We start from the raw sequence: 4,275 nt of genomic DNA, 5'->3' as shown, positions 1-4,275 counted from the left end.
GGCTGTAACCTGTAATGGAACCGCCTGCCCGTCTCCATCAATCAAACCTATATTAGCCAAATTCCGGATGGCCGGCAGCTTCACGGATATTACCTCATCGCGGTTAACACCGGTAGTATTGTAAACGTTAATATAATCGCCGCTAACGCCATAATGGTTTAAGGTGGCCCCGGACCGGTTGACAATACTGTCACAGAGCTGGTTGGTACGGCCTGTCCAGGCTGTTACTTTGTCGGCCCAGGTATTACCGGGCTTGCCGTTATAAGGCACTATCCAGCAATCATGGTGTTGTGATAACAACAGTGTGCGCCACGCTGAATCTAATGCAGCCTGTGGCCATTCGGCAGCGGCATAAATTTTCGCCATAGCCGCCAGCTTCTCGGTAGCTACCAGCTTATTTTCAGACACTCTTACTTTTTGAGCGATTTGCTGGGTAACCTGCGAACCCCAAACCAGGCTTACCAGCATGTCTTCCTGCGATACTTTCCAGTTTTGCCTTGCATCCCCTGCTGCTACGTTAGCGAAGTAATTGCGCCATGTAGTGTAAATACTTTTAATACGGCCGTGCACGCCGTCACCGATGAACGGGCCACCTTTCCAGCCGGCATCCTGCAAAGTCATCCCTATTGGATGTGCCATGCCATTGGCAAGTGCCGCGTTAACATATTCTTTCGAATTATTCCAGGCGATGGTTTGCCAGGTTGATTTGGCAGCGAATTTTTCTACATCGTAACGTGGTGAAGCTATAATTGCGGTGCCATCCGGACCGATCCAGTTAACCAGTTCGCCGCCATGCGGGCGGGTATAACCACCAAAACATGTGTTGGGGTTTTTCAACGACGCATATTTAAACCCGAAAGATGTTAATATTTGCGGCAATGCACTGGTGAAACAAGGTTCTTCCGACGAATAGCTGGTAAATACTGCTTCCGGGAAATGGGCTTTTATCATCTTCATCCCATAACTAAACTGCCTGATGATGCTCTCGCCTGATATGTTATACATATAGCTTTGAGCGTAAGCAGGATTCACATATTCAATCCTGCCATTTAACGACTGGTCCGCAAAAAGTGCCTTAAAATCTGCATAGGCTGATGGGTCAATTGCCTGCGCCCGGGCCCAGGTTTCAGGTTCCAACTCGATGTTGATCTTCCAGTCAGGATTTTTTTTAAGCATATCTGCCATAAACCGGGTGTTCCAATCCGGGTAGTGTCCCCATATCCCACCATGATAGCCGTCTATATAATATGCCGTTTGGGCTGAAACGTTTATGCAGTTAAAGCAGATAAATAAAGTGAGAAACAGGTAATGTATTTTTTTTACCATCAGTATTATTTAATTAAAGTGATTTCGAAACGGTGAACAACGGGTTTATTAATTTGATACATTTGGTTAGTAAGCAGGTCTATTTCCTGTTGCCAGGCTTCGCGAACGCTTTTAAATCTTGCTTTGCGATAAGTTGGAATGGTTGCTCCTACAAAAAAATCTTTCTTTGCATATTTCTGCAGCGAATCTACAGTGACATCACTATCATTAAACAGCAGTCCCTTCGGCTTAAGTATGGAGTAATGGATCCAGTAATATTCGCGCAGGCGGCGCTCAATTTCCCAGCGCTCTTCATTAATATGCATTATCGCCAATGCCTGCTGGTATTGCGGTGTGGTTTTAATTAAAGCCAGGTTAATGCCCTGAGCAAGATCGGCACCGGTATAAGTGCCGATAGTTTTATCATCAATTTTAAGTGCGTACTGGTTTTGTTTTAGTCCCTTAACCTGTAATGTTTCCTGGTTAAATTCATCTGTAAATGGTATTAGTTTTAAAGCTGCAGATTGTGCGCGCTGCGGCCTGCCAAAACCACTTGGAATAGTATCAGTTGGATAAGGCAATGACTTGGCTAAATAGTTGAATTTGATAACTACAGGTGATATCTCCGGCTGGGTAATGGCGCAATTTTCGGCACGTTCTACTTTTTTTGCCGGGGCGTTGATCACCACACCGGCCACTTTTTTACCTGCCAAGCCCTGAGCTTTTAAAAATGCGTATGCCATAACCATCTGCCCATCATTTGTGGGATGGATCCGGTCGGCGTTATTGAACGTAAATAGTGAATCGCGCTGCTGCTCGTGCAGGCTAACCTCTGTAAGGCTGCCATTAAAATCTACAAAACCCCAATTATTTCTGGCGGCGGCCATTTGTTGTCCGTCCACTATTTTTAAAATGGCAGCGTTCTTTTTTAATAAGGGGTTGATCTTTATTTTAGACGTCTCGTCATATGGCGGCGACGAGATCATGATCTTTTTGACTTCAGGATGCGCCTGTAGTTTCGCTTCGATAAGAGCAAAGCTTTTTAATGCCACAGCTACTTTAGCGTTATAAGCCGAATCGGCTTTATCTCCTTTCAGGTTCTGGTAGCCGGTATCATTCATTCCAAAGGTAAGCGTCATTACCGTAGGCTTATGGGCAAATACGTCGCTATCCAGCCTTTCAAATATTTGTTGTGCTACATCGCCACCTATTCCACCATTAAATATGGTAATGCGCCTGCCCGGGTAGTGTGTTAAATAATACAACCAAATGTAAGAATGGTAATGGCCGCCATCAGTAATACTGTTACCTGTAAATACCACCCGGTCGCCCTGTTGAAAAGGTTGAACTTTTTGCGCCCTTACAATTCCGGGCAGGAAAAAAAATAAATATAAGGCAGGTAAACTTAGCTTCATAGCACAAATTTATAAAAAGCTAAATTGATTTAGCTAAAATTTGAATTTTTTATTTTTTATTTCCTAATTTGCAAAACCAACTTAGCCAGCCCATATAAACCATCGATGAAACACTTTTTTATATTTCTTTTAGCTATCGCAAATTTGCTTTACATACAACCCGGCCATTCACAATCCAAATCTGCTCAAACCGATAACCGGCCATGGAATGCTAATTGGATAGCTGCTTCCAATGATGCCGGTAATGAGTATGGCATTTACTATTTTCGCAAAAGCATTGACCTTGCTGTCAAGCCCGTGTCTTTTATTATCCATGTCTCTGCAGATAACCGCTACAAGTTATATGTTAATGGCACGCTGGTATCACTTGGTCCTGCACGCGGCGATACCTATTACTGGAACTATGAAACAGTTGATTTGGCACCTTACCTTGCAGCGGGTAAAAACACCGTATCGGCACTTGTTTTTAATGAAGCACGGTTCCGTCCCGAAGCGCAGATTTCAGTACGTACTGCTTTCATTATACAAGGAAATTCCGCCATTGAAGAAATAATCAACACTAACAATACCTGGAAATGTATCCGTGATACTGGTCATCAGCCTGTTCCAGGTTATTTTTTTGCTGCCAGCAAAGGCGAAATGGTAGATATGAATCAAGCTGTAAAAGGTGATTGGACAGCTGTAAATTATGATGATAGCGCCTGGCCCGGAGCAGCCAAAGTGATGGATGGAAGACTTAAAGGCATGGCATGGGGTATAGACTGGGCTTTGGTACCTTCGTCGCTGCCTGCAAGGGAAATGACCTACCAGCGCATCATTAAATTGCGCAGTGCAATTGGCATGAGCGTTCCGCCAACATTTCCCGGGGAGAAGGCGCCGATAACTATCCCTGCAAATACTACGGTTACTTTATTGCTCGATCAAACTTTTGAAACAAACGCCTATGTAACGCTAAATTTTAGCGGTGGCAAGGATGCCGGAATTTCATTAGGGTACGCCGAAAGCCTTTACGACAAAGGTAGCCGCGGCATGCGTAAAAGCAACCGGAATGAAGTAGAGGGTAAGGATTTTTTAGGGCGAATAGACAGCCTGATTGCAGACGGCAGTCAGGGGCAGTCGTTTACAACACTAAACTTTCGTACTTATCGTTACGTCAGGCTGATTGTACAAACCAAAAATGAGCCGCTGATCATTGATGATCTTTATGGCACTTTCACAGGCTATCCTTTTAAACGAGCCGCGGCGTTTAACACAGATAATACCGAAATAAAGCAAATATTGGATATTGGCTGGCGTACAGCGAGGCTTAACTCGTGTGAAACTTATACAGACTGCCCTTATTATGAGCATTTACAGTACATTGGTGATACACGGATACAGGCAATGGTATCTTATTATAATATCAGCGATGACCGGCTGGCGAGTAATGCCCTTACCCAGATGTACCATTGCCGTATTGCAGATTTTGTTACCAGGAGTTGTTATCCTACGAAAGTTACACAGATCATATCAACATTTTCGATATGGTTTTTTTGCATGCTGCATGATTATTGGA

The 4,275-nt window shown here is 44.0% G+C and carries 1 protein-coding gene and 2 pseudogenes; 1 reads left to right on the top strand and 2 read right to left on the bottom strand.

Annotated elements, in window-relative coordinates:
• Together JWQ54_RS27065 and JWQ54_RS27060 are read right to left on the bottom strand one after the other, a co-directional pair.
• Nucleotides 1-1,326 (bottom strand): annotated as a pseudogene (locus tag JWQ54_RS27065) (glycosyl hydrolase); the annotation flags it as partial.
• A 5-nt stretch (nucleotides 1,327-1,331) separates the two neighbouring features.
• The gene (locus tag JWQ54_RS27060) at nucleotides 1,332-2,720 is read right to left on the bottom strand and encodes an SGNH/GDSL hydrolase family protein (RefSeq protein WP_299591010.1); all 1,389 of its coding nucleotides are present in this window, start codon (nucleotides 2,718-2,720) and stop codon (nucleotides 1,332-1,334) included.
• Between the two features lie 105 nt (nucleotides 2,721-2,825).
• Here JWQ54_RS27060 and JWQ54_RS27055 point away from each other — a divergent pair.
• A pseudogene (locus JWQ54_RS27055) lies at nucleotides 2,826-4,275 on the top strand (alpha-rhamnosidase); the annotation flags it as partial.

Origin of the sequence: Mucilaginibacter sp. (assembly GCF_028288225.1) — a bacterium.
GTDB lineage: Bacteria > Bacteroidota > Bacteroidia > Sphingobacteriales > Sphingobacteriaceae > Mucilaginibacter.
The sequence above is the reverse complement of the archived record's forward strand: the minus strand, read 5'-3'. Positions and strand labels throughout refer to the sequence as shown.

Bases quoted from the DNA above. Each gene is read 5' to 3' on its own strand.
- JWQ54_RS27060 (WP_299591010.1), bottom strand. From the start codon at position 2,720: ATGAAGCTAAGTTTACCTGCCTTATATTTATTTTTTTTCCTGCCCGGA.